Below are 24529 nucleotides of genomic sequence, written 5' to 3' on the forward strand. Positions count from 1 at the left end.
TATGGTGCCGGTATGCCAACCTGTGGCGCGTAAGGAAACCCCATGTCTCTTGGAACGAAAATCGCGTGGGACGATACCGTCCTGCCCTTTCAACTTGATGTATCGGATATGCGTGGCCGTGTGGCTCGTCTGGATGGTGTGCTGGATGGCATCCTGAAGCAGCATGACTACCCCGAACAGGTCGAAGCGCTGGTGGCCGAGATGGCCCTGCTGACCGCATTGATCGGGCAGACGGTTGCGCTGCGCTGGAAGCTGTCGTTGCAGGTGCAGTCCAAGGGGCCGGTGCGCATGATTGCGACCGACTATTACGCACCCAAGACCGAAGGCCAGCCTGCGCAGATCCGGGCCTATGCCAGCTTTGACCGTGAACGTCTAACCAATTCAGCACCCTTCGACCAAGTGGGCGAGGGGTACTTTGCCATCATGATAGATCAGGGCAAAGGCACGCAGCCCTATCAGGGCATCACTCCGCTGACCGGGGCCTCTCTCAGCGCCTGCGCCGAGGCCTATTTTGCGCAGTCCGAACAGCTGCCAACCCGGTTCTCGCTGAGCTTTGGCAAATCGACCGAGCCCGGCGTGAATGAACACTGGCGTGCCGGTGGTATCATGTTGCAGCATATGCCCAAAGCCTCGCCATTCGCCGCCTCGGGGGAAGGCAATGGCGAGATTCTGACCGCCAGCGATCTGGTCGACGGCGAAGAGGGCGAAAACTGGGGCCGGGTCAATATCCTGCTGGACACAGTCGAGGATCTTGAGTTGATCGGTCCTTCAATTGCGCCGACTGAATTGTTGGTCCGGCTATTCCACGAAGAACAGCCACGGGTCTATGATGCGCAGTCCGTGCAGTTTGGCTGCACCTGCTCCGAAGACCGGGTGCGGCAGAGCCTGTCGATCTATTCGGCAAAGGACCTCGAAAAGATGACGACGCCCGAAGGTCAGGTCACTGCCGATTGCCAGTTCTGCGGCGCACATTACGTGCTCGATCCGTCAACAGTTGGCTTTGAAGCCGAAGACCGCAAGGGTGCTTGACCCGATTGAACAGATCCGGACGGCGCTGCGCCGTCCCGGTCACGGGTCCAGCGACTTTGACCTGAACCCGGACACTTCCCTGCCGCCCGGGCGTCGCCTGCGCCCGGCGGGGGTTCTGGTTGCAATCTCGCTTGCAGATGACACCCCTCGGGTGATTCTGACGAAACGGTCCTCGGCCCTCAAACACCACCCGGGTCAGATCGCGTTCCCCGGCGGCAAACAGGATGAAGGGGATGCAGATGTCACGGCTACGGCCCTGCGCGAAGCACAGGAAGAGATTGGTCTTCCCGCGGATCTTCCAGAAATTCTGGGTTACCTGCCGACGCATGAAACAGTCACCTCTTTCACGGTTACACCCGTGGTGGCCGTTCTTCGAAAGGGATTCCAACCTGTTCCGGAACCCGGCGAAGTCGACGAAGTCTTTTCGACCCCCCTTGCGCATCTCTTGAATCCCAAGAACTATCTGGTTGAATCGCGCCGCTGGCGTGGCCAGAAACGCAGATATTACACAGTTCCGTACGGCCCTTATTACATATGGGGCGCGACGGCCCGCATATTGCGCGGGCTTGCTGCACGGGTGAATGAATGATGCAGATTGAAGAACTTTGGGTCAGCGAACCGGCGACCCAAAAGGTATGCGCCGCCCTGACCTCATCCGGGGCGCAAGCGCTTTTTGTGGGCGGGTGCGTGCGCAATGCGCTGCTGGGCGCGCCGGTTTCGGATATCGACATTGCCACTGACGCCCGGCCTGAACAGGTTGTCGAGATGGCGCAGGCTGCGGGCCTCAAGGCCATCCCCACCGGTATCGACCATGGCACGATTACAGTGGTCAGCGCCGGTATCCCGCACGAGATCACCACTTTCCGGCGTGACGTCGAAACTGATGGCCGCCGCGCCGTCATCGCCTTTTCCGATCACGTCGAAGAAGATGCCGCGCGGCGCGACTTTACCATGAATGCGCTTTATGCACTGCCAGATGGCACCGTGTTAGACCCGCTTGGCGGGCTTCCCGACCTTCAGGCCCGGCGCGTGCGGTTCATCGGCGAGGCTCAAGATCGCATTCGCGAAGACTATCTGCGGTCACTGCGCTATTTCCGGTTTCACGCCTGGTATGGTGACCCGGATGCCGGTTTCGACCCGGACGCGCTGGCTGCCATTGGTGCCAATCTTGATGGGCTGACCTCGTTGTCGCGGGAACGCGTCGGAGCCGAGCTGCTGAAACTGCTGGGCGCACCCGATCCGGCCCCGGCCATTGCGACGATGCGCAGCACCGGCGTATTGGCGCAATTGCTGCCGGGCGCGGATGACCGGTCGCTGGCACCGCTGGTCGCTTTGGAACATGCTGCAGGTGCCGAGCCGAACCCCCTGCGCCGTCTGGCGGCTATCGCGACGCCCGATGATGCCGCAACCCTGCGCCTGAGCCGTTCGCAACTGCAACGCCTGACCGGAATGCGGACCGAAGCGCAGTCAACCACCAGCGTGGCTGAACTGGGCTATCGGTATGGTGACGAAGGCGGGTTGAACAAAACCCTTTTGCGGTGCGCCTTCTTTGAACAACCCTGGTCCGAAAACTTCAGACAGGACCTGCACGCAGGCGCAGCCGCGCGTTTCCCGATACAGGCCAAGGACCTGATCCCCGGGTTCACCGGCCCGGCGCTGGGCCAGAAACTGGCCGAGCTTGAAAGCCTCTGGATCGCGTCGGGTTTTGAGCTGTCACGCGAAGACTTGCTTGCAAGCTGATGTTTAGTCTCAAAAGGGGATGACAACTTTTGCCCATTGTGGTTAGGTGCGCCCGTCATATGGATGGAGGAATGCGAATGTATTACGGGATCTGGTTCGGCTAAAGCCGGGACACTTGCCCCGTAAAGGGTGGTGTTCAGGCGCCATCTGTCTTCGCATGTCTTTTTCTCTGCTCAATCGGAGCACACTCCATGTTTCGCTATTTCGAAAACCTTGTTGACCCTTTTGTCGCCTATCATGAGGCTGACACGCCGCCGACCCGGCTGTGGCCGTTCCTGCTGGACTATTCGCGCCCGTTCTACCGGGTCTTTGTCTGGGCTGCGCTGATTTCCATTATCGTCGCCGGTGTCGAGATCGGGTTGATCTACTATATGGGTCGTGTCGTCGACCTGTTGGGCGGTACCCCAACCGAGGTTTGGCAGAACCACGGGACCGAGCTGTTGTTGATCGCGGCCTTTGTCCTGTTTCTGCGCCCTTTGTTGCATCTGGTCGACGTACTGATCCTGAACAACACGATCCTACCGAACTTTGGCACTCTGATCCGATGGCGCGCCCATAAACACGTTCTGCGTCAGTCGGTTGGCTGGTTCGAAAACGATTTTGCAGGGCGGATTGCCAACCGGATCATGCAGACACCGCCCGCAGCGGGTGAGGTGATCTTTCAGGTCTTTGACGCGATTTCCTTTTCACTGGCCTACCTGGTCGGTGCGGCGATCCTGCTTTATGTAGCGGATGCGCGCCTGTTGATCCCGCTGCTGATCTGGTTTGTGTTCTACGCGATGCTGGTGCGCTGGACGGTTCACCGTGTCGGGCCGGCCTCCAAGGCGGCCTCCGATGCGCGGTCAACTGTTACCGGCCGCGTCGTGGACAGCTATACCAACATTCATTCCGTCAAGATGTTCGCCCATGGCCCGCAAGAGCTGGACTATGCCCGCGAAGCGATCGAGGAAACCCGCCGGACATTCCAGATCGAGATGCGGATTTTCACCATCATGGATGCGGTTCTGGTCACCCTGAACGGGGTGCTGATCGTGGGTGTCGTGGGCTGGGCAATTGCCTTGTGGATGCAGGGTTCCGCTTCGGTCGGCGTCGTCGCGGCAGCAACCGCACTGACCCTGCGCCTGAACGCCATGACCGGATGGATCATGTGGGCGCTGACCAGCTTCTTCCGCCAGCTTGGTATCGTGGCCGAGGGGATGGAGACCATTGCCCAGCCCATCGACTTGCTTGACGCGCGCGAGGCCAAACCCCTGCGGTTGACCAGAGGAGAAATTCAGATCCGGGATCTCTCGCACCATTACGGGCGCGAGGCCGGAGGGCTTGACCACATCAACCTGACCATTCAGCCCGGCGAAAAAGTCGGTCTCATTGGGCGGTCGGGTGCCGGAAAATCGACTCTGGTAAAGCTGCTTTTGCGGTTTTACGACGTCGAACGCGGTGCCATTCTGATTGATAATCAGAACATTGCGGATGTCACACAGGACAGTCTGCGCAGCCATATCGGCATGGTCCAGCAAGATAGTGCGTTGCTGCATCGCTCTGTGCGTGACAACATCCTTTACGGTCGTCCGGACGCGACCGAGGCGCAGATGATTGCCGCAGCCAAACAGGCCGAAGCGCACGCGTTCATCCTTGACCTGCAAGACCCGCAGGGGCGCACCGGGTATGATGCGCATGTGGGTGAGCGGGGCGTAAAGCTGTCTGGTGGTCAGCGGCAGCGGGTAACGCTGGCTCGGGTGATCCTGAAGGACGCACCAATCCTTTTGCTGGACGAGGCGACATCGGCGCTGGATTCCGAGGTCGAAGCGTCAATTCAGGAAACGCTCTACGGAATGATGCAGGGCAAGACCGTGATCGCCATCGCCCACCGTCTCAGCACCATTGCGCAGATGGATCGCATTCTGGTGATGGACGGGGGCCGCATCGTCGAAGAGGGCGCGCATTCTGATCTATTGGCGCAGGGTGGCCTTTACGCGCAGTTCTGGGCGCGGCAATCTGGCGGCTTCATGAACCCGGAGGCCGCTGAATGAAGATTGCCGATCTCATCTATCCGTTCAGGACCACAGAAACGCCCCCGCCGCAGACATTGGGGGCGTTCATTCGCTGGAGCCTTTCGGGCGCGTGGCCCATGCTGTTTGTCGCCGCGTTCTTTTCGGCCCTGGCTGGCGCGATGGAGGCTGGAACAGCGTGGATTCTGGGGCGTGTGATCGATGTGGCAACATCCAGCGGGCCCGAGCATTTCATGACCGCCGGGAATATGTGGATGATCTTTGGGGCGGTGGTGTTCTTCATGCTGCTGCGCCCGATCCTGTTTGGGCTGTCTTCGATTTCGAACAACTATATCGTGATGCCCAACATCACGCCTTTGGTGCTGGCCAAGCTGAACCGCTGGACGCTGGGCCAGTCTGTCACCTATTTCGACGATGATTTCGCCGGGCGCATTGCCCAGAAACAGATGCAGACGTCGAACGCCATGGCCTCGGTCGTGTCCGAAACGATCAGTGCGATTGTGTTTGCGTTGGCGTCGCTAGCGGGCTCTTTGCTATTGTTAGGGTCTATTCATCCTTTAGTGATGCTGCCCTTTGCAGCCTGGCTGGTGGTCTATTTCCTTCTGGTGCGCTGGTACCTGCCGCGTATTCGCATACGCTCAGCTGCGCGTGCCGGGGCGCGGGCGATGGTTTCGGGGCAGGTGGTCGACACGATCACCAACATCAAAACCGTCAAGCTTTTTGCGCACTCGGATTTCGAAGATCAGGCCGCGCGGCACTCGATGGTCGAGCTGCGGAAAAAATCACTGGCGTTTGGCAAGCTGTCGGCCAGTTTCCGGTTCGTCCTGATGGCGCTTGCCGGTATTTTGCCTGTTCTCCTGCTGGGGACGACGCTGTGGTTATGGCAGTTCGGATTGGCGACTGCGGGTGACATCGTTGCCGCTGGCGCCGTGTCGGTTCGTATTTCGCAGATGACCGGATGGGTCAGCTTCACGCTGATGGGCCTCTATGCCAATGTGGGTGAGATTGAAAACGGGATGAAGACGCTGGCCAGACGGGACAGGGTCGAGGATGCGCGCAGCGCGAAAGATCTTGATGTAACCGAAGGATCCATCTCGTTCGAAGATGTCAGTTTTGCTTACGGCCGGGACGTCGGCGGTGTTACGGACCTGACGCTCACCGTGCAACCGGGCGAAAAGCTGGGAATTGTCGGTGCCTCAGGGGCGGGCAAATCAACACTCGTTTCGCTTCTTCTTCGGCTCTATGACAGGGAAAACGGCGCTATTTGCATCGATGGGCAGGACGTGTCGCAGGTCACGCAGGACAGTTTGCGCCGCCAGATCGGCATGGTCACGCAGGAAACGGCGATGTTCAACCGGTCTGCCCGCGAAAACATCCTCTATGGTCGCCCGGACGCGTCCGAGGCCGAGTTGATCGAAGCAGCAATCAAGGCCGAAGCGCATGACTTCATCCTGAGCTTAAAGGACGGCCAGGGCCGCACCGGCTATAACGCTCATCTGGGCGAGCGTGGCGTAAAGCTCAGCGGTGGTCAAAGGCAACGGATCGCCCTTGCACGCGCCATTCTCAAGGATGCGCCAATTCTGGTTCTGGACGAAGCAACCTCAGCCCTTGATTCCGAGGTCGAGGCGTCGATTCAATCGGCGCTTCATCGGGTGATGCAGGGCAAAACCGTTCTGGCCATCGCCCACAGATTGTCGACGCTCAGCGAGATGGACCGGATCATCGTTCTGGATCAGGGGCAAATCGTGGAAACCGGAACGCACGAGGATCTTTTGGATCAGGGCGGGCTTTATGCCCGGTTCTGGCATCGGCAATCTGGTGGTTTCATTCAGGCGGAAGCTGCCGAATAAGGGTTTTGTTGAACCCAAAGCCCGGCTATCAGGCCCCTCATGACGCAGAAATACACAATCACCCGGCTCGGCCATCAGGGCGACGGCATCGCTGATGGGCCCATTTACGCTCCGCGCACCCTTCCGGGTGAGGTTGTCAGCGGCACCCTTGTTGATCAGGTGCTGACCGATATCCGCGTCGAAGTACCGTCTGATGTCCGGGTGAAAGCCCCGTGCCGCCATTACAAAGCCTGCGGCGGCTGTCAGCTGCAACACGCCTCCGACGCGTTTGTCGCCGACTGGAAGCTGAGCATTGTCCGCAACGCCCTGTTCGCGCAGGGGCTTGAGGCGCCGATGCGTCCGACACACACATCTCCCGAACACTCACGCCGACGCGCCACGATTGCCGTCAGGCGGACCAAGAAAGGTACATTGGCCGGGTTCCATGGACGTGCATCGGATACGATCACCGAAATCCCGGATTGCCTATTGCTTGACCCGGCCCTGATCGCCGCAATTCCCGTGGCCGAGGCGCTGGCGGTTCTGGGCGGCAGCCGCAAGGGCGTCTTGGCCGTCACGCTCACCCTGTCCGAAGGCGGGCTGGATGTGGCCGTCAAGGGCGGCAAGCCCCTGGATGGGCCGCTGGAACTGGCACTCGCGCAGGAAACCGAAAAACATGGTCTGGCGCGGCTCAGCTGGGATGGTGAAGTGATCGCCATGCGCCACGCTCCGGTTCAGCGCTTTGGGGCCGCCGCCGTCACGCCACCACCCGGTGCCTTCCTTCAGGCGACCAAGGACGGAGAACAGGCTCTATTACAGGCCGTTTCCGAGGCAACACGGGGTGCGAAACGAATTGTTGACCTGTTTGCGGGCAGCGGCACATTCTCATTGCCGCTGGCGGAAAAAGCCGAGGTTCACGCGGTAGAAGGTGCGGCAGACATGGTGCAGGCGCTGGATCAGGGCTGGCGCAGGGCGCAAGGTCTGAAACGCGTGACGACCGAGGCCCGCGACCTGTTCCGTCGTCCATTGATGCCGGATGAACTGAAATCTTTTGACGCAATCGTACTGGACCCGCCCCGCGCCGGTGCCGAGGCGCAGGTGGCCGAGCTGGCACAGGCCAGACGCCCGGTGATTGCCTATGTCTCGTGCAACCCCGTCACCTTCGCGCGCGATGCAAAAATATTGGTTAACGCTGGCTATACCCTTGAATGGGTGCAGGTCGTTGACCAGTTTCGATGGTCGTCACATACGGAACTTGCTGCGCGGTTTACCCTGAACGCCGCATCTTGATCAGACAGGAGAAAGCGACCCATGGGTTTCAGACAGCGTCTGCTGAACATCATCGAAGCGCCTGCATTCGGGCAATTCATAACGGCTGTCATCATCTTTAACGCAGTGCTCTTAGGGATGGAGACGTCGCCGACCCTGATGGAAGCCGCCGGGCCGCTGATCGTGATGCTGGACAAGCTGTGCCTTGCGATCTTTGTGGCGGAAATTACCATGAAACTGATCGCGACCGGACGCAGGTTTTTCACAAACGGTTGGAACAATTTCGATTTCCTGATCGTCGGCATTGCGCTTGTTCCCAGCGCCGGAGGCCTGTCCGTTCTGCGAGCCCTGCGAATCCTGCGGGTATTGCGCGTGATTTCCGTTGCGCCAAGACTGCGCCGGGTGGTTGAAGGGTTCATCTCGGCCCTGCCGGGAATGGCCAGTGTGTTCCTGCTGATGGCAATTCTGTTCTATATCGGTGCCGTGATCTCGACCAAGCTGTTCTCGGCAACCTTCCCGGATTGGTTCGGCGATCTTGGCCGGTCAGCCTATACACTGTTTCAGATCATGACGCTGGAAAGCTGGTCGATGGGGATCGTCCGCCCGGTGATGGAGGTTTATCCCTATGCCTGGCTGTTCTTCGTCCCCTTCATCATGGTCACCACCTTTGCGGTGGTGAACCTATTGGTGGGTCTGATCGTAAATTCCATGCAGGACGCGCACCATGCAGAGGATGAGGTCAAAACTGATGCGTATCGTGATGAGGTTCTGGAACGCTTGGAGAGCATCGAGCGGCATCTGACCGAAAACTTGAACATCAAAAAGTGATTTCAGTTTTCGCATTTTTTGGCATAATAAGCCCCAAAAAACAAAGCAGGCAGTGAAACATGGATCGTCGAGCATTCGGATTGGGGGCGATGGCAACGCTGGGCCTTTCGGCTTGTGCATCAGCCCGACCAAATTTTCTGACTTATGATGGGCCCGAGGTCACCTCGCTGGTGGTCAACAAGGGCGCGCGCAAACTTTATTTGTTGCACCACGAAAAAGTCCTCAAGGAATATGATGTGGATTTGGGGTTTGCGCCGCAGGGCACAAAAACCAAACGCGGAGACGGCCGCACGCCCGAAGGAAGTTACCTGATCGATCGGCACAACCCCAACAGCCGGTATCACCTGTCTATCGGGATATCGTATCCCAACTCTCAGGACATCGCCAAGGCCAAGGCTGAGGGAGTTGATCCGGGTGGGGACATCTTCATTCACGGGCAGCCAAATCTGCGATCCGAGTTCAAACGCGCCAAGAAAACTCCGGATTGGACCGCGGGATGCATCGCGGTCAAGAATGACGAGATCGAAGAAATCTATGCGATGGTCAACCGGGGGACGCTGATCACTCTGCGCCCTTAGGGGGCACTGGCGCCCACGCTGCAATCCCGAATGTTTCATAGTCGTGCTGGTAGACCTCGGATGCCAGCGCTTCAAGCTGTTCGTCATAGATCTGATCCAGCGTAAACGGAACATCTTGCGCGCACTGGCCGGGGACAGGCGGATTGAGGTGGCCTGTTGAGCGGGCCAGATCCGGCAGAGCCGTGATCAGCTCCTCTTCCCGCAGAATAACGTCGGGCATCAGAAAGCTGGCAATGCCATCCAGCGTACGGGACTGGCTGCACCACGTCCCGTCAACGCGGATCGGCGTCTGACCGTTGAGGTTCATGCGCAGGAATCCGAGGAACGCCAGAAATGCATCCCGATGCTGTTCGACCGGGTAATTGTTGTCGCGCACCTGCCCGGGGATTGGCAGGTCGAGGCGGTTGCGCAGGTAATTGCGGACCATCTTGTAACTGCCCGGCCCGGTATCCAGAATGTACTGGCAGAACGCCGAATGCGCCCGTGCCAACGGGTGGCGCAACACGGTGAACTTTCGGTGTCCGGGGTGGTCTTGCATCCAGACGCGGATTTCCTTGCGGTTCCGGTTTGTGACCAGATCGTCCGTAGAACAGCCATCCAGGCTGGCCATCCATTGCGCAATAACAGGCTCTATGCCGCCGCGAATGGGCAAATACATCAATGCTGATCTGGCTGCGGCGACGTATTGCGGCACCGCCGCGCCCCGGTTTGGTTCGAAACGGGCGGGCTGGTGCAATCCGAACCTGTCCAGCTTGGACAGGGCGTCTTGCATCTCATCGGGGTTGGTGACTTTCGATACGGCAGGAGCCGGGTTTTGCGGTTTCAGAGTATCGTCAAGTTTGCTCAGCCGCGCCTCAACCCCCAGCCATGCGGCCAGACCGTTCAGAACGTCCAACTCGGCCAGGTCGTCATAGGTAATGAAAAAGGCAGTCTGACCGGTCTTCTGTAAATGCCGCCGCAACATGTGCTGGTGGCTGTGGACCTGATCCAGATACTCAGAAAACTCGGCCCCGTCGAACGCAACCTGTGCATCGACGCGGCGCTTCACGTTCTTCAGCAGCCATTGCTGCGTGGCGCGCGCGATCTTCAGGGACAGAAAACTGTCCAGCGGATTGCGCGTGAGAATGATCTTGGCACAGCGCGGATCGTTCAGCACTGGCTTCAGAATGCGTGGATCGTGGTCCTGGAAATACCGAAAACCGTTCAAGTCGCCCGGTGCCGAACGGATTGCCTTCAACAGCCGCATCGGATCTGCATCGCGGTCTTCCAGCGACAGACCCAGAAGGGTATCGGATTTCAGGTTGCCGGCAAAATGCGGGTTGAAGGCTTCGCCGTGGCAGGAAACCCCGTCCAGCGCGTTCAGATTGGCCTCAAGCAGGTTCGACCCTGTGCGCATGGCAGCCAGAACAACGAAGTAGTCAAAATTGGCTGGCATGGATGATTACTGCACCAGATAGGGTTTGCGATAGGGTTTCGTCTGACGGCCGAACACATCGTCCGAAGGAAAATCGCCCATCAGGTAAGGGTGCATTCCCTGGTTCTTGAGGTTTTGCAGGAACTTCCCGAACCCGGACAGATCGACCATGGTGGGCACTTCGGTCAGGTGGCTGGCCTGATGCGCGCCAATCTCGTCCAGGATTGTCTGCAAGGGCTCCATCGGTGCTTCAATGAAATCGGCCAGAGACCAGCTGCGCATCCGCGCTTTGGTCCAGACCGAGGTCAGTACCTCAAGCTGTTTGGTTTCGATCTGTTGCAGACGCGCGGCCTCGCACCGGATATCCGAAAAATTCAGGTTCGACCGGAATAGCGGAATCGCCCAGGCCCCGGTGATGACCGAGATTTGCGCATTCTTGTCCCGCGCCAGAAACCAATTGATGTCCTGCGTGTCGCGGGGGCTGAACTGGAAACACTGGCGTTCGCCGCGTGTGTTCCAGATCAGATTCGACAGAAAGGCCGTCGGATTGTAATCGCGCAGCAAAGCACAATCGCTAAGCGCACCGTTTGTGATGGTTTCACCCTTTGCAAATTCCGCACGCTCGGGTCCAAACAGATGCCCGTGCACGCGTGTGCCAGTGGCCGCGGCCAGCCAATCTTCGAAATCTTCAAACAGTTCGGAAAAGCCCTGAAATACGGAATAGGGTGACGAGGTAAGGCCGTTTTCACTGCCGTGCCGGGGAAACCGGCTTTGCATGTAAAGCCCGTCACGCCCCCGTGTCCGCCGCTCGACCGCCTTGGAAAACACGCGGTCAATCTTGCCGGGATTGGGTTCTGCCGGTTTCATCGCACTGGCCTGATCGGTCAGAAACGCCTGATACAGCCGTTCCGCACGGGGCCAGATCTTGCGGGCAACAAAACAGTCTGATCGCCGCAGCAATTGCAGATGATCGTCGTAAAAAATGTGCGGTCGGCCCTGATAGTCGAACTTGGACAGGGTCAGGGATCGGCTCTCGATATGTGTAGAATACAGCCGCGCCAATGTCTGGAAATAGCTTTCATCCGGAATCCACACATGGCGGAAGTAGCTGTCATATTGTTTGCGCTTGGGGTCCTGTAGAATGGCAGACAGTGTTTGACGGGTCAGGCACCACCACTGGCTGCCCATATGCGGGACGAGACCGTCGGGGATTTTCCTGCGAAACCCGACCGCGCGCTGAAGCTTTACATATGCGTCGAACAATCCGCGCTGTTTTCGCCAGGAAAACGGGAACCGTAGCGTAAACCTCTCATGATCCAACCCGCCGATTGTCCAGCTGACATCAGACGTTGTCGCGCTTTCGATGAAATCGACACGAGGCCGGTCGGCCAGGTAATCGATCAGCTCCTGAACCGGGCGCAGCGGCAGGCAGGCCCCCGACGACAGGAAGACGTGGCGCGTTTCCGGAAATTGCTCCAGCATCAGTTCGGACGCGCTTTGTGAGGCAGCAACGATGCCCCACCCGCCCCAGTCGCATTGATGCCGGTCAGAAAATGCGATCCGGGGGTTGTCGGAACAGGACGCGACGCATCGCGCAAATTCTTCACCGGGCACCTTGCGATCCACATGGATCACAACCGGGCATCCGGCAGCGGTCCAATGACGCGCGACCTGTTCGGCCCGGTCCAGCGAGGTATGAACCAGCATGACGATGCCCAGACCGCTCATGCCCAGTTTCCTTTTGACATCAGGCCCAGAATCTCAAGCTGCCGCCAGTTGATATAGGCCTCAGACCATTCGCACCAGAATACGGGCTTTTCTTCAAGCTGTGCGGCATAGGCCTTGTATTCGCCCGAACCGCTATAGTGCTGGCTGCGCTGCAATTCTTCGCGTGCCTTGTCGCCAAGGGTGTCGATCAGCTTGGCATGAAGCAAAGAACCGCTGGCCTTTTCCCCACCCCATTCGTCGTACACCTGATTCAGCCCGCGCGGCAAAAGCGAGTGGGTCGAGCTGACATAGACATACCGCCGATCCCATTTGACCAGCGGGATCTTATTCAGTGCCGGGGCTTTGGATGGCTTGTCGCGAAAGAACACCCGCGCCCGCGCGCCCCCCTGAATCCACAGGTTCTTGTAATCAGGGTTCTTGGTGATCGTGTAATTCCCCGGATCGAACCACCGTGCGATTTCAAAGGGATCCTGCCCCTCGCGATAGGTTACGGCATCGACAGGCCCTTCGGGGTACATGTCGATCAGCATGGTGCCGAAGCTGCGTACGGCACTTCCGTCCAGCCAGTCTGTCAAGGCGCGGATCGGGCGGGTGTCGCAGAAGGGGTAGATGAAAAACTCATCCGGGTCGACGCTCAGAACCCAATGTCCATGCGCGTATTTGCGCAGAATGTAATTTGACCAGTCCAGACCATAGCTGGCACGTTTGTAGCTGGTAGTCGTCCGCCAGACCGATACATCGGACTGCTGTTTCAGGAATTCAAAACTGCCGTCATCGCTGTCATTGTCGATGAACAGAAAATGGTCGATACCCAGTTTGCGGTAATATTCCAGAAAATAGGGCAGCCGAATTTTCTCGTTTCGCACAACGCTCATCAACAGGATATCGTCGCGGCGGATGGCAGACGTGTTGTTGCTGGCGGGCTTAAGTTCGCGCCGACGTCTGAGGCAGCGCAGAATACGGCGCTTGCGCCGCAATCTCATCTTGTATGAATCAAACAGGCTCACGCGACTGCCCAACCTTTATTATGACGCGAGCTTTCCCCGAACCCGCCGCGACCGCTGGTGCGACAGGACATTGTCGGTTTATGCCACTTCTACCTCTTCTGAGGCAACTTTTTTAAACCCCGGAAGTGGTAAAGGTGCCGTTGATCCCTTTGGATTTGTTTTCAACACCAGCCGCCGTCACGCATCAGCCCCAGCTCCAGCAACTGCGACCAGCCGGCATAGCGCACCGATTGCGGGGTCCACATGTCTGGTTGATTGAGTATCTGATCGTAATACGCGCCGAACTGGTTCGGGTCATGAAAATGCTGGCGGCGCAGCTTTTCAGTTTTGGATTTTTCAATAATGTCCGGCAGAAATTTCGTGTGCAGCAGAACGCCGGACGGGGTGTCGCCGGCTGGCCCGTCATACACTGCGTTCAGGCGGCGGGGCAGGGCGGAATGGCACGAGTTTACATAGGCATATCGCCGCGACCAGCGCATCAGCGGGATCTTGTTCAGCGTCGGGGATCGCTGCTGTGTCTGGGCAAAAAACACCCGCTCGCGTGCGCCGCCCTGAACCCACAGGTTTCCCATCGGGCTTTGCCGCTGCGCGCGATACGGTCCTGCGTCAAACCAGTTCAGCACCTCGATCGGGTCCGTTTCCGGGTCATAGGTTTGTCCGCCCAACGGCCCTTTTGGATACAGATCCAGCATCAAAGCGCCAAACCCGACCCGCCCCTGCCGGTCCAGCCATTCTGTGAGCTCATGCAGGGAATGGCGGTCGTGCCGGGCATAAACCAGCAACTCATCCGCATCGACCATCAGGCACCAGTGGCCATGGCCGTAACGCATCTGTAGCCAGCTGAGCCAGTCCAGCCCAAAGCGTGATCCGCGATAGCTGGACCGGGTCTGCCAAAGGGACACATCCGGTTGCCCTTGCAGGTAGTCAGCCGAGCCGTCATCGCTGCCGTTGTCGACGATCAGAAAATGGTTCACGCCCAGCTGGCGGTAGTGACGGAAGAACCAGGGTAGGCGGGTAATCTCATTGCGCAAGGTGGTAAAGGCCAGAATATCGTTGCCCCGTATCCTGCTTGTCTGATCATTTAGGCAGGTCAGTTGATGTCGGCTGCGCATCGAGCGCCAAAGAAGGCGTCGCCGTTTCCAGCGCAACCGGTATTCCTGTTGCCAACCGATATCAGGAAGTGTCTGAACCGTATTGGACGTCACCGGGGCCTCATTTCTCGTAGTGGCCGTTCTGATGCCAGCGCCAGGCATCCGCAATCATCGTCTCTAACGTTGACCTCTTCGGCTTCCATCCCAGTTCGGTTTGGGCGCGGACAGAGCCGGACACCAGCTTGGTGCAATCGCCCGCCCGTCGGGCACCAACCGAATACGGCACCGGGCGGTTGGTGACGGATTTGGAATGCTCGATCACTTCAAGCACGGAAAACCCCGAGCCGGTGCCCAGATTGAAAACACTGCTTTCTTTACCCTGTTCCAACCAGCCCAGCCCCAGAACATGTGCGTCGACCAGATCACAGACATGGACATAATCGCGAATACATGTGCCGTCCGGCGTATCGTAATCGGTGCCAAAAACGGTCAAACCCTCGCGCTTGCCATCAATCGCATCCAGCATCAGGGGGATCAGATGGGTTTCAGGCCGGTGAAACTCGCCCACTTCGCCCTCGGGATCGGCGCCAGCAACGTTGAAATACCGGAAAATGACATGGCGCAGCCCATGGGCCGCTTCGAAGTCCCTCAGGATATCCTCGATTGCGCGCTTCGATGCACCATAGGCGTTCAGCGGGTGTTGGGCGGTTGCCTCGTCCAGCACCACATTGTCATGCTCGCCGTAAGTGGCGCATGTGGACGAGAACACGAAATCCAGACAGCCCGCCGCAACCGCAGCCTCGATCAGCGTCAACGATCCGGTGACATTGTTCGACCAGTACAACCCGGGCTGCCGCATCGCGTCGCCCACCTGGCTGAGCGCCGCAAAATGCATCACCGCAACCGGCTTATGCTTGGCAAATACCTCGTCCAGGCGTGCCCGGTCCAACAGGTCGCCCTGTTCAAACGGACCGTATTTCACTGCATCCTGCCAGCCGGTGACCAGATTGTCATAGGCCACGGGAACATAGCCCACCTGCGCAAGCGCCTTGCAGGCATGCGACCCGATATATCCGGCACCACCGGTCACGAGGATTGGTTTCATGAAACGTCCTTTGGATTCAGATTGCCTGTCATCGAGATATGGGAACCGCGGGGCGTCATGGGCAAAACCGGCTACTCCAGCCCCATCGCAGCCATCATCTCTTCGATCTTGGGTACGTCCTGCGGGTTGTTCAGCTCCCAGAACTGACGGCCCTTGGCGTCAACCTCGACGCACAGAACCTTGCGGCCATTTTCCATGAACCTGAGCTGTTCAAGACCTTCCAGCTTTTCCAGAGGGCCCGTTGGCCAGCCCGGATAGGCCGCCAACGCATCAGGCCGATAGGCATAGACGCCGACGTGGTGAAACACCGGCGTGGGTTCATCCCCGCCATAGGTTTCTGAGGTGAAAGGCACGACCTCTTTCGAGAAATACATCGCGCTGTTGTCGCGCCCGAACACGGCGGTTGTTCCGCCAACACGGCCATGTTTGCGGTCATTCAGCAGGCTGTTCAAAGCGTCCCCGTCGCAACGCAGGACGGGTGTGGCCACGCCAGCATCGGGTGCCGCGCGCAGCCCTGTGATCAGGTCCTCGACAAACCAATGCGGTGTCAGGGGTGCATCGCCCTGAAGGTTGACCACGATGTCATATCCGCTGCCCAGAACCTTGTGCGCCTCGGCGCAGCGTTCGGTGCCGTTCTGGCAGTTTTCCGAGGTCATCACCACTTCAGCGCCAAAGCCTTCGGACAGTTCGCGGATGCGGTTGTCATCGGTTGCGACCACAACCCGGTCCACGCCCGCGACAGAAGTGGCTGCTCGCCAGGACCGTTCGATCAGTGTCATCGAAACGCCGGTCGCGCCGGTCAGCGGCACCAATGGCTTGCCCGGATAGCGGGTCGAGGCATAGCGGGCGGGGATGGCGATCAGAACTGACATCAGGCCTCCTTCAGCTTAACACCCGGAGCGTACGCGATAAAAAACGGGTTCGCATAGCCCTCTTTGCCATAGAGAAGCGGCGCGTGATCGTCAAATCGCACAACCTGGCCTCCGGCCCCGGCCAGTACCGCGTGCCCTGCCGCCGTGTCCCACTCCATCGTGCGCCCGACCCGCGGATAAAGATCCGCCTCGCCCGTCGCAACCAAACAGAACTTGAGAGACGATCCCGCGCTTTTGCTGTCCCTGACCTGATACTTGTTGATGTAATCCTCGGTGGCCTGATCCCGGTGCGACTTTGACGCCACGACCAAAAGCGCGGAATTGTCTGGGTTAGAGACTGATATTGGGGTCAGGGTGCCGGGTGCACCCTTGTCAAACGCGCCCGTTTCCTCGACCGCCTGACCATCGGGCTGCGTATAGAACATGCGACCCCGCGCTGGGGCATAGACCACGCCCCGTGTCGGCGTTCCGTTCTCGACCAGTGCGATGTTGACGGTGAAATCGCCACGGCGGTTGATGAATTCCTTGGTGCCATCCAGCGGATCGACAATCAAAAAGGTATCCCCCTTTTCGGAATGCGAGGCGGCCTGTTCTTCGGTGATCAGCAGGATATCGGGGAAGGCCTGACGCAACCCGGCTGAAATCAGCGCATCGGCTGCCTCATCCGCTTCGGTCACAGGGCTGGAGTCTGATTTGACTTTGACGTCGAAATCGTCTGCCTCATAGATTTCCATGATCCTGTCGCCTGCCTCAAGGGCCAGACGCCGGATGACGGGAATAAGCGCGTCGTAGGTCACAAAAATGCTCCGTTCCTGTGGTTTGTTGATCCAAACTCGTGACCGACTTATGATGCGACGGTTACCGAACGGCAAGATATTCATGCCAGGTTAGGGACGACGAGGCAGGAAAGACCCTTTAAGTGTTCTATTACAAGCGCAATCAAACGCTGCTGGGCGGTGCACTGACGACTGCGGAACTGGTGTTCCACGCGGTGGTGCGGAACGTGCGCGCGCAGCATCCGAATGCGGTGATCGCGATCCTGCTTAACGTTGTGCAATTGCTGGTGATGATGGTCACCTTCTATCTGCTTATGTCGCTGATGGGCCGGGGCGGGGTCGCCAGGATCAGGGGCGAATTTCTGCTGTATGTCCTGTCGGGTGTGTTCCCGTTCATGTTGCACATACAATCGATCGGCGCGATTTCCGGGGTTGGATCCTCCAATAACCCGATGATGCTGCATTCGCCGATGAACGTAATGGTCACGATTCTCGCGGCGGCCTTCAGCACTTTCTATAAGTTCCTGCTGGCCATGTTCATCATCCTGTTCGTCTACAGTGTCGCGGTTGCTCCGCTTGAGGTGCAGAACCCCGGCGGCGCCTTCGCAATGCTGGTGCTGGCCTGGTTTACCGGCTGCGCGGTGGGGCTTGTGTTCATGGCGTTGAAACCGTGGGCCCCGACGACCGTTTCGATGCTAACCAATATATATCGCCGTCTGAACATGGTGTTTTCCGGCAAGATGTTCATTGCGAACGCATTGGGTGGCGGGCTGTTGATGATGTTTGCCTGGAACCCGCTGTTTCACATCATCGACCAGACCCGCGGGTTCGTGTTCCGCAACTATTATCCAAGAAACACCAGCTGGGAATACGCGGCCTGGGTTGGAATCGCCCTGTTGATGATCGGTCTTATGGGTGAATTCTTTACCCGTCAGCACGTCTCGAAAAGCTGGAATGCGCGCCGCTAACGCGCCACCCGCAGCGTAAGATTTATGCGCCCGCCTTTGGGCAGCAGGCGCGAGGATCCGAACCTGATCCGATCCACACCGTGATAGGCAAGCCGCGCCGGACCGCCCATGACGACCACATCCCCCGAGCTCAGCCAGATCGACTCGGTCTTGCCGCCGCGCGTCGTGCTGCCAATCCGAAACAAGGCATCGTCGCCCAGCGAAACCGACAGGACGGGCCATGAAAAATCTGCCTCGTCCTTGTCCTGGTGCAGGCCCATTTTTGCGCCTTCCCCGTAGTAGTTGATCAAACAGCAATCGGGCGCTCGCTCGGTGCTGACCAGATCGCGCCAGATATCCAGAATGGCGGCGGGGATTTCCGGCCAGTCACCACCTTTGGGGTGCTGATCCTGATACCGGTATCCCGCCTTGTCGGTCACCCAACCCAGATCGCCTGCCGAGGTCATCCGAACTGACATCTCCTTGCCCGAAGGAGTAACCGGTCGGAACAGGGGCGCGGCTTTCAGAATCGGGCGCAAATCCGCGATCACCCGCGACTGGGCCGCAGGATCAAGATAACCTTTCCCGATATCGAACCCCCGCAAAACCAATCGCGCCATTCCGGAAACCCCAATCCTTTCCAATTCCTTGCCAAAAAAGGCATCAGAATCCCTAAAACCTGCGTTCTACGGTGCTTGCAGGCCTCAGGTCTCGCCCTTATATACGCCGGGACGCGCGATGGTAGTGCTGTCGCGCACATCAGATCGGGGGCGGGATGCCGTAACGGGTCCTGTCGTCGAGACATCGCCTTGAAGAGAAAGGGATTGCAAAAATGGGAAAAGTAATCGGGATTGACCTCGGGACCACAAACTCGTGCGTGGCCATCATGGACGGTTCGCAGCCGAAGGTTATCGAAAACGCCGAAGGGGCGCGGACCACGCCCTCGATCGTCGCCTTCACTGAAGATGAGCGACTGGTCGGTCAGCCTGCAAAGCGTCAGGCGGTCACCAACCCCGACAACACGATCTTTGGCGTCAAGCGCCTGATCGGCCGTCGTGTGGATGATGCCGAAGTCGAAAAAGACAAGAAAATGGTGCCTTATACCATCGTTGATGGTGGCAATGGCGACGCGTGGGTTCAGGCCCGCGGTGAAAAATACTCCCCAAGCCAGATCTCGGCCTTCACTCTGGGTAAGATGAAGGAAACCGCGGAAAGCTATCTGGGTGAGGAAGTCACGCAGGCGGTCATCACCGTTCCCGCATACTTCAACGACGCACAGCGTCAGGCCACCAAAGACGCCGGTAAAATCGCCGGTCTGGAAGTGCTGCGGATCATCAACGAACCGACAGCTGCCGCTCTGGCCTATGGTCTGGACAAGCAGGAAACCCAAACCATCGCAGTCTATGACCTTGGTGGCGGTACCTTCGACGTGACCATTCTGGAAATTGACGACGGCCTGTTCGAGGTCAAATCGACCAACGGCGACACCTTCTTGGGTGGTGAAGACTTTGACATGCGCATCGTCAACTACCTGGCGGATGAGTTCAAAAAGGAACACGGTGTCGATCTGTCTGCTGACAAGATGGCCTTGCAGCGTCTGAAAGAAGCCGCCGAAAAAGCCAAGATCGAACTCAGCTCGACCTCGCAGACCGAGATCAACCAGCCGTTCATCTCGATGGGTTCGAACGGTCAGCCGCTGCACATGGTCATGAAACTGACCCGTGCCAAGCTGGAATCCCTGGTCGGTGATCTGATAAAGAAGTCGATGAAGCCGTGCCAGGCTGCTCTGAAAGACGCAGGTCTGTCGGCCGCTGACGTGGACGAAGTTGTTCTGGTCGGTGGTATGACCCGGATGCCGAAAGTGATCGAAGAGGTCACCAAGTTCTTCGGCAAAGAGCCGCACAAGGGTGTGAACCCGGACGAAGTGGTTGCCATGGGTGCCGCCATTCAGGCCGGTGTTCTTCAGGGCGACGTCAAGGACGTGGTTCTGCTGGACGTGACCCCGCTGTCGCTGGGCATCGAGACGCTGGGTGGCGTGTTCACTCGCCTGATCGACCGCAACACCACGATCCCGACGAAAAAGTCTCAGGTCTTCTCGACTGCCGAGGACAACCAGAACGCCGTGACCATCCGCGTGTTCCAGGGCGAACGTGAAATGGCTGCGGACAACAAGATCCTGGGTCAGTTCAACCTCGAAGACATCCCGCCCGCACCGCGCGGCATGCCCCAGATCGAGGTGACCTTCGACATCGACGCCAACGGCATTGTCTCGGTTTCGGCCAAGGACAAAGGCACCGGCAAAGAACAGAAGATCACCATCCAGGCATCGGGCGGTCTGTCCGACGAAGACATCGAAAAGATGGTCAAGGACGCCGAAGAGAACGCGGAAGCCGACAAGGAACGCCGCGAGCTAGTCGACGCCAAGAACCAGGCGGAAAGTCTCATCCACTCGACCGAAAAGTCGATGGAAGAGCATGCCGACAAAGTCGACCCGACCACGATCGAAGCCATCGAACTGGCCATCGCCGCACTCAAGGACGAGCTGGAAACCAACAATGCCGACAAGATCAAGTCTGGCATCCAGAATGTCACCGAAGCAGCGATGAAGCTGGGTGAGGCCATCTACAAGGCGCAGTCCGAAGAGGCCGAGGACGAGCCTGTCGCAGCGGATGCCGCACATGGTGATGACGATATCGTCGATGCCGAGTTTGAAGATCTGGACGACGAAAAGCGTAACTAACGGGTAACCGGGCCAATGTGGGCCGGTCCGGATGCCGGGCCGGCCTATTTACGTTGAGGCAGAAGGAAATACTGATGTCAAAACGCGACTATTACGAAGTGCTCGGTGTGTCCAAGGGCGCTTCGGCGGATGAGATCAAGAAAGGTTTTCGCACGAAAGCCAAAGAGTTGCATCCGGACCGCAACAAGGACAACCCGGATGCCGAGGCGCAGTTCAAGGAAGCCAACGAGGCTTATGACGTGCTGCGCGATGCCGACAAAAAGGCGGCCTATGACCGCTTTGGCCACGCCGCGTTTGAAAACGGCATGGGCGGCGGTGGTCGGCCTGGCGGCGGCTTTGGGCAGGGCGATTTCTCCAGCGCGTTCTCGGATGTATTCGACGACCTGTTCGGCGATTTCATGGGCGGGCAACGTGGTGGTGGCGGCCGACGCGCCGCGCGCGGCTCTGACCTGCGCTATAACCTGCGTGTATCGCTGGAAGAGGCGTTCTCGGGCCAGCAGAAAACCATCAATGTACCTACAGCCGTGGCTTGTTCCTCCTGCGAAGGAACCGGTGCAGAAGGCGGGGTCGAGCCGACAACCTGCCCCACCTGTTCCGGTATGGGCAAGGTGCGGGCGCAACAGGGCTTCTTTACGGTCGAACGAACTTGCCCCACCTGTTCGGGTCTGGGTCAGATCATCAAGAACCCCTGCAAATCCTGTAAGGGTGCAGGCCGCGTCGAAAAAGATCGCGCTTTGTCGGTCAACATCCCCGCTGGTGTCGAAACCGGAACGCGTATTCGACTGGCGGGTGAAGGCGAGGCCGGAATGCGTGGTGGCCCTCCGGGCGACCTCTACATCTTTGTGGAAGTGTCAGATCACAAGTTGTTCGAACGCGACAGCGTAAACCTTTATTGCCGTGTACCGGTCAGCATGGCCAAGGCCGCGCTGGGCGGATCGATCGAGGTTCCGACAATCGATGGCGGGCGTGGGCGGGTGCAGATCCCGGCTGGCAGCCAGTCGGGTCGGCAAATGCGTCTTCGCGGCAAAGGCATGCCCGCATTGCGCGGCGGCGGTGTTGGCGACATGTTCATCGAACTGGCGGTTGAAACCCCGGTCAACTTGACCACCCGCCAGAAAGAACTTCTGCGCGAGTTTGATGACCTGGGCGAAGACAACCACCCGGAATCAAAAAGCTTTTTCTCATCCGTCAAATCCTTCTGGGACGGTATGAAAAGCTGACAACCAGGATTACCCGGGGGCTCTGCCCCCGCCGCCCGTTCCGGGCGCCTCCCCCGGGATATTTCCAGCCAGATGAAGCAGGGATCCGTTATTCATCTGGCTCTAAATATCCCGGAGCGCGAGGCAGAGCCTCGCAAAACACTCCCTAAAGACACTCAATTGGCCTTATCAGATGACCAAAAGTGGCAATGCATTTGCCAAATTGGGTCTTGATTCCGACCGTCGACCCTGAAATTGTCCACGACAACCGTTGGGGTGCCCGTATCAGGGCTGAGAGGCGCAGCCGCGCTAACCCATCGAACCTGATCCGGGCAATTCCGGCGTAGGGAACGGTCTTATGAACACAGACGTTTTCCCTACCTCGTTGCCCAAAGAAGATGGAGCAACGATATGGCGGCAATTGCCCTGACCATTGCAGGGTCTGACAGTGGCGGAGGCGCCGGGATTCAGGCCGATCTGAAAGCGATGTCCGCGTTGGGTGTATTCGGCGCTAGTGTCATTACCGCTGTTACGGCGCAGAACACGCAAGCCGTCACTGCGGTGCATGGGCTTCCTCTGGATATCATTGCTGCTCAAATCGACGCGGTGCTGAGCGATCTGGACGTGAAAGCCATTAAGATCGGTATGCTTGCCACGCCAGAGATCATTCACACAGTGGCTCGAGGTCTGGAAACGTTCAAGGGCCCCATAATTCTTGATCCCGTCATGATCGCAAAATCCGGAGATGCCTTGCTGGCGCAGGAAGCGGTCCGGACGCTGCGCGAAGTGATGGTGCCAGCAGCGACTGTGCTGACACCCAATCTGCCCGAAGCGGTGTGTTTGCTGGATGCGACACCGGCGCAATCACCGGACGAGATGGCCGCACAAGGCCAGGCCCTGTGTGATCTGGGCGCAGGTGCGGTTTTGATGAAGGGCGGGCATGGGTCCGGCGATGTCTGCCACGATCTGCTGGTCGACCCCTCAGGTATCGTGGCCGCGTTTCAGGCCCCGCGACAGAACACGAAGAACACCCACGGAACCGGATGCACCCTGTCGTCATCGATCGCCGCCGGTCTGGCCAGGGGCCTGCCGCTGAGGGATGCGGTCGCGCAGGCGCATGATTATCTCCAAGGGGCCATCGCGCGGGCGGATGAGCTGAAGATTGGTGCCGGGCACGGCCCTGTGCACCACTTCCATCGGATCTGGCCCGCGTGACGCCCTGGTCGGTCATAGGTGCAGGCGTTGCGGGTCTGGCCGTGGCCAGTGAGCTTGTGTCACGCGGCGCAAGGGTGCAGGTTTTTGATCCGGGCGGCCCGCCCGGCCCGCATGGGTGTTCCTGGTGGGCCGGTGGGATGCTGGCGCCTTGGTGTGAATATGAAAATGCGGAAGAACCGGTTCTGCGGCTGGGGCAGGAAGCCATCGAATGGTGGGCGCAGCGAACGCAGGTAAACAGAAGTGGAACCCTTGTTGTTGCCAACGCACGTGACCTGCCCGACCTGCGTCGGTTTGCACGCAGGACCGAAGGGTTCAGCGAGTTTGATCGCGCGAAAATAATCGAATTAGAGCCTGATCTGAGCAAGTTTAGCAAAGCTCTGTATTTTGAAAACGAAGCGCACCTTGATCCTCGCCAGGCATTGCGCGATCTGCATCGTCACCTGCAAGGCGCAGGCGTGGAATTCCACCGAAAGCTGGCTCCGGTGCAACTGGACAACGCCATAGACTGCCGGGGCTTGCACGCGCGCGAATATCTGCACGACCTGCGCGGCGTGAAGGGTGAGATGCTGGTTCTTCGTTGCCCCGATGTGAACCTTTCGCGTCCGGTGCGGTTATTGCATCCGCGGATGCCGCTTTACATCGTTCCGCGCGGGGATGGCGTCTACATGCTGGGCGCAACCATGATCGAATCCGAAGACAGCAGCCGCATCACCGCGCGTTCGATGCTGGAACTGCTCAGCGCGGCCTATGCCGTGAACCCGGCCTTTGGCGAGGCCGAGGTGCTGGAGATCGGCGTCGACCTGCGCCCTGCTTTCCCGGACAACCTGCCGCGTATCCGGCGCTTGGGCCGGACAATCTATGCCAATGGGCTGTATCGCCACGGTTATCTGCTGGCCCCTGCATTGGCGCGGGGTGTCGCTGATCTGGCATTGGACAACACACATTCGGAGATGGTCGATGAAGATCGTGCTTAACGGCGAGACGCGGGACGTGCGTGCCGAAACCCTGTCGGATCTGTTGCTGGAATGCGGCTTCTCAGGCCGTGTGGCTACCGCCGTGAACGAAGATTTCGTGCCGTCAAGCCTACGTATTGGGCACAAACTGACCGATGGCGACCGGATCGAAGTTGTCGCACCGATGCAGGGGGGCTGAG

22 protein-coding genes and 1 riboswitch are annotated in these 24529 nt (G+C 58.8%); of the genes, 14 read left to right on the forward strand and 8 right to left on the reverse strand.

Annotated elements, in window-relative coordinates; all coding sequences use genetic code 11:
• Window positions 1-42 precede the first annotated feature (42 nt).
• The 8 genes from hslO (at window position 43) to ACR0JI_RS05865 (ending at window position 9282) form a co-directional block, all read left to right on the forward strand.
• On the forward strand, window positions 43-1029 hold the full coding sequence (gene hslO, locus ACR0JI_RS05830; RefSeq protein WP_480494014.1) for an Hsp33 family molecular chaperone HslO: 987 nt from the start codon (window positions 43-45) through the stop codon (window positions 1027-1029).
• Entirely contained in the window at window positions 1022-1618 is a 597-nt protein-coding gene (locus ACR0JI_RS05835; protein WP_480474374.1) for a CoA pyrophosphatase, read from the forward strand. The genes hslO and ACR0JI_RS05835 overlap by 8 nt, the downstream gene beginning before the upstream one ends.
• Complete coding sequence (locus ACR0JI_RS05840) at window positions 1615-2769, forward strand: CCA tRNA nucleotidyltransferase (protein WP_480494013.1); 1155 nt, start codon at window positions 1615-1617, stop codon at window positions 2767-2769. Before ACR0JI_RS05835 ends, ACR0JI_RS05840 begins: the two co-directional genes overlap by 4 nt.
• Before the next feature lie 191 nt (window positions 2770-2960).
• Window positions 2961-4799 carry an ABC transporter ATP-binding protein gene (locus ACR0JI_RS05845; RefSeq protein WP_480494012.1) on the forward strand — a complete coding sequence of 613 codons (1839 nt, stop codon included), beginning with the start codon at window positions 2961-2963 and terminating at the stop codon, window positions 4797-4799.
• Window positions 4796-6628, forward strand: a complete 1833-nt coding sequence (locus tag ACR0JI_RS05850; protein WP_480494011.1) for an ABC transporter ATP-binding protein — start codon at window positions 4796-4798, stop codon at window positions 6626-6628. Before ACR0JI_RS05845 ends, ACR0JI_RS05850 begins: the two co-directional genes overlap by 4 nt.
• Before the next feature lie 39 nt (window positions 6629-6667).
• Window positions 6668-7897, forward strand: a complete 1230-nt coding sequence (locus tag ACR0JI_RS05855) for a class I SAM-dependent RNA methyltransferase (protein WP_480494010.1) — start codon at window positions 6668-6670, stop codon at window positions 7895-7897.
• Between the two features lie 21 nt (window positions 7898-7918).
• Window positions 7919-8704 (forward strand): ion transporter, encoded by a 786-nt coding sequence (locus ACR0JI_RS05860; RefSeq protein WP_480474369.1) that lies wholly within the window; start codon window positions 7919-7921, stop codon window positions 8702-8704.
• 59 nt (window positions 8705-8763) lie between these two features.
• On the forward strand, window positions 8764-9282 hold the full coding sequence (locus ACR0JI_RS05865; protein ID WP_480474368.1) for a L,D-transpeptidase family protein: 519 nt from the start codon (window positions 8764-8766) through the stop codon (window positions 9280-9282).
• Here the strand turns inward: ACR0JI_RS05865 and ACR0JI_RS05870 are convergent.
• The 7 genes from ACR0JI_RS05870 to cysQ form a co-directional block, all read right to left on the reverse strand.
• Window positions 9266-10717 (reverse strand): nodulation protein NodH, encoded by a 1452-nt coding sequence (locus tag ACR0JI_RS05870; RefSeq protein ID WP_480494009.1) that lies wholly within the window; start codon window positions 10715-10717, stop codon window positions 9266-9268. The two genes, ACR0JI_RS05865 and ACR0JI_RS05870, sit on opposite strands and share 17 nt — an antisense overlap.
• Before the next feature lie 6 nt (window positions 10718-10723).
• Window positions 10724-12424, reverse strand: a complete 1701-nt coding sequence (locus ACR0JI_RS05875; RefSeq protein ID WP_480474366.1) for a DUF5927 domain-containing protein — start codon at window positions 12422-12424, stop codon at window positions 10724-10726.
• A complete protein-coding gene (locus ACR0JI_RS05880) occupies window positions 12421-13407 on the reverse strand; it encodes a glycosyltransferase family 2 protein (RefSeq protein WP_480494050.1) in 987 nt (328 codons plus the stop codon). Before ACR0JI_RS05880 ends, ACR0JI_RS05875 begins: the two co-directional genes overlap by 4 nt.
• A 185-nt stretch (window positions 13408-13592) precedes the next feature.
• Window positions 13593-14636, reverse strand: coding sequence for a glycosyltransferase family 2 protein (locus ACR0JI_RS05885; RefSeq protein WP_480494008.1), 1044 nt, complete (start codon window positions 14634-14636; stop codon window positions 13593-13595).
• 7 nt (window positions 14637-14643) lie between these two features.
• Complete coding sequence (galE, locus tag ACR0JI_RS05890; RefSeq protein WP_480494007.1) at window positions 14644-15627, reverse strand: UDP-glucose 4-epimerase GalE; 984 nt, start codon at window positions 15625-15627, stop codon at window positions 14644-14646.
• A 71-nt stretch (window positions 15628-15698) separates the two neighbouring features.
• Window positions 15699-16499, reverse strand: coding sequence for a 3-deoxy-manno-octulosonate cytidylyltransferase family protein (locus ACR0JI_RS05895; protein WP_480494006.1), 801 nt, complete (start codon window positions 16497-16499; stop codon window positions 15699-15701).
• A complete protein-coding gene (gene cysQ / locus ACR0JI_RS05900; RefSeq protein ID WP_480474362.1) occupies window positions 16499-17296 on the reverse strand; it encodes a 3'(2'),5'-bisphosphate nucleotidase CysQ in 798 nt (265 codons plus the stop codon). The genes ACR0JI_RS05895 and cysQ overlap by 1 nt, the downstream gene beginning before the upstream one ends.
• Window positions 17297-17418: 122 nt before the next feature.
• On the opposite strand from cysQ, the gene ACR0JI_RS05905 reads away from it, so the two are divergent.
• The gene (locus ACR0JI_RS05905; RefSeq protein ID WP_267364436.1) at window positions 17419-18243 is read left to right on the forward strand and encodes an ABC transporter permease; all 825 of its coding nucleotides are present in this window, start codon (window positions 17419-17421) and stop codon (window positions 18241-18243) included.
• Here the strand turns inward: ACR0JI_RS05905 and ACR0JI_RS05910 are convergent.
• Complete coding sequence (locus ACR0JI_RS05910) at window positions 18240-18842, reverse strand: alpha-ketoglutarate-dependent dioxygenase AlkB family protein (protein ID WP_480474361.1); 603 nt, start codon at window positions 18840-18842, stop codon at window positions 18240-18242. The two genes, ACR0JI_RS05905 and ACR0JI_RS05910, sit on opposite strands and share 4 nt — an antisense overlap.
• Window positions 18843-19054: 212 nt before the next feature.
• On the opposite strand from ACR0JI_RS05910, the gene dnaK reads away from it, so the two are divergent.
• The 5 genes from dnaK to thiS all read left to right on the forward strand — a co-directional run bounded on the left by dnaK (window position 19055) and on the right by thiS (window position 24528).
• On the forward strand, window positions 19055-20962 hold the full coding sequence (gene dnaK, locus ACR0JI_RS05915; RefSeq protein ID WP_480474360.1) for a molecular chaperone DnaK: 1908 nt from the start codon (window positions 19055-19057) through the stop codon (window positions 20960-20962).
• A 74-nt stretch (window positions 20963-21036) separates the two neighbouring features.
• Window positions 21037-22182: a molecular chaperone DnaJ gene (gene dnaJ / locus ACR0JI_RS05920; protein WP_480474359.1), complete on the forward strand. Its 1146-nt coding sequence runs from the start codon at window positions 21037-21039 to the stop codon at window positions 22180-22182.
• A gap of 241 nt (window positions 22183-22423) precedes the next feature.
• Window positions 22424-22528, forward strand: a riboswitch (TPP riboswitch).
• A 44-nt stretch (window positions 22529-22572) separates the two neighbouring features.
• A complete protein-coding gene (thiD, locus tag ACR0JI_RS05925; protein ID WP_480474358.1) occupies window positions 22573-23376 on the forward strand; it encodes a bifunctional hydroxymethylpyrimidine kinase/phosphomethylpyrimidine kinase in 804 nt (267 codons plus the stop codon).
• Window positions 23373-24350, forward strand: a complete 978-nt coding sequence (thiO, locus tag ACR0JI_RS05930; RefSeq protein WP_480494005.1) for a glycine oxidase ThiO — start codon at window positions 23373-23375, stop codon at window positions 24348-24350. Before thiD ends, thiO begins: the two co-directional genes overlap by 4 nt.
• On the forward strand, window positions 24334-24528 hold the full coding sequence (thiS, locus tag ACR0JI_RS05935; RefSeq protein WP_480494004.1) for a sulfur carrier protein ThiS: 195 nt from the start codon (window positions 24334-24336) through the stop codon (window positions 24526-24528). The genes thiO and thiS overlap by 17 nt, the downstream gene beginning before the upstream one ends.
• Window position 24529: the final 1 nt, after the last annotated feature.

The sequence above is a fragment of the Ruegeria sp. N10 genome (assembly GCF_056531545.1).